Annotated in this window: 1 protein-coding gene; it reads right to left on the reverse strand. The window is 53.4% G+C overall.

Annotation, left to right across the window (positions count from 1 at the left end):
* Nucleotides 1-34: 34 nt before the first annotated feature.
* A complete protein-coding gene (locus PWJ82_RS09460) occupies nt 35-1381 on the reverse strand; it encodes an IS256 family transposase (protein WP_274736610.1) in 1347 nt (448 codons plus the stop codon).
* Nucleotides 1382-1390: the final 9 nt, after the last annotated feature.

A 1390-nucleotide genomic window follows, 5' to 3' on the forward strand; every position in this document is an offset into this window, starting at 1 on the left:
GGGCTTGTCAAGTTTTTTGTGTAAATGGTTTTATTTAGTTGGTTGGGAATCGGTCCGGGTAGTGAAGGGATAACTCGCCCAGTACTTTCTGCCAGCCCTGCACGCCTTGTCCTTCGATAAACCGACCAGGTGCTTTACGCGCACTACCCTTGGGCCGTACAGCGTCCCTGGCTCGCTGCCTGGCACGTTTATCCTCGATATTCATAATGGCTAGCCACATGAGTTTCACCGCTGCCCCATCAGAAGGGAAATGCCCCCGGTTCTTAATGATTTTACGTAGCTGGTAATTCAACGACTCGATACTATTAGTCGTATAGATCGCCTTACGGGTAGCCGGACCGAAAGCCAAGAACGGAATGAACCGATCCCAGGCCCGCTGCCAGGCCGCCACCGTGGCCGGGTATTTACGCCCCCACTCTCCTTCTTCAAAAGCCTTGAGGGCACCTAGCGCGTCTTCTTCGTTAACAGCCGTGTACATTGGTTTGAGGGCCGCAGCCACGGCTTTACGGTCTTGATAAGACACAAACCGCATCGAAGCCCGAATCAAGTGAACCACGCACGTTTGAATGATCGCCCTCGGCCAGGTAGCCGTGATCGCTTCAGGGAAACCAGCCAGCCCGTCACAAGCCACGATTAACACGTCCTGGACACCACGATTAGCTAGCTCAGCGCAAACACCAGCCCAAAACTTCGCGCCCTCGGCTGCTTGCACCCAGATCCCAAGCACGTGTTTGATACCGTCACAATCTACCCCGATAGCGATATGAGCAGCCCGGGAAGTAACCCGGTTATGATCTTTGATTTTCACCTGGATAGCATCCAGGAACAGGACTGGATAAAACGCTTCTAGCGGGCGGGTCTGCCAGGTAATGATCTCGTCTTGAACGGCCTCGGTAATATTCGAGATCGTTTCATGGGACATTTGGGTACCAATAGTGGCTTCTAGGTGGTGTTGGATTTCCCGGATCGTCATGCCACCGGCATACAGGGAGATAATCATGTCGTCCAGGCCACCCATGCGGCGCTGGCCGGGAGGAACTAGGCGTGATGTGAACGTGCCAGCCCGGTCCCGGGGCTGGTCTATTTTTACCGGTCCTACCTGGGTTTGAAGTGTTTTAGGTGACGTTCCGTTACGCGAATTCCCGCTACCGTGTCCGGCCGGGTCGTGTTTTTCATACCCGAGATGATCCGTTAGTTCGGCTTGCATGCCTCTCTCAAGGACGGCCTTGATTAACTCTGGTAGAAACCCGTCTTCACCAGTCAAACCGATACCGCGCTTACTAGAAGACTCCACTAGACGGTCCAGTAGATCGTCATCAATAAACTCCCGACGCAAAGCATCAGCAGTAGAGCCATTAGCAGTATCAGGAACATCAGTCATAGTCATAGT

The organism is Actinotignum schaalii, from assembly GCF_028864145.1.
GTDB classification, from domain to species: domain Bacteria; phylum Actinomycetota; class Actinomycetes; order Actinomycetales; family Actinomycetaceae; genus Actinotignum; species Actinotignum schaalii_B.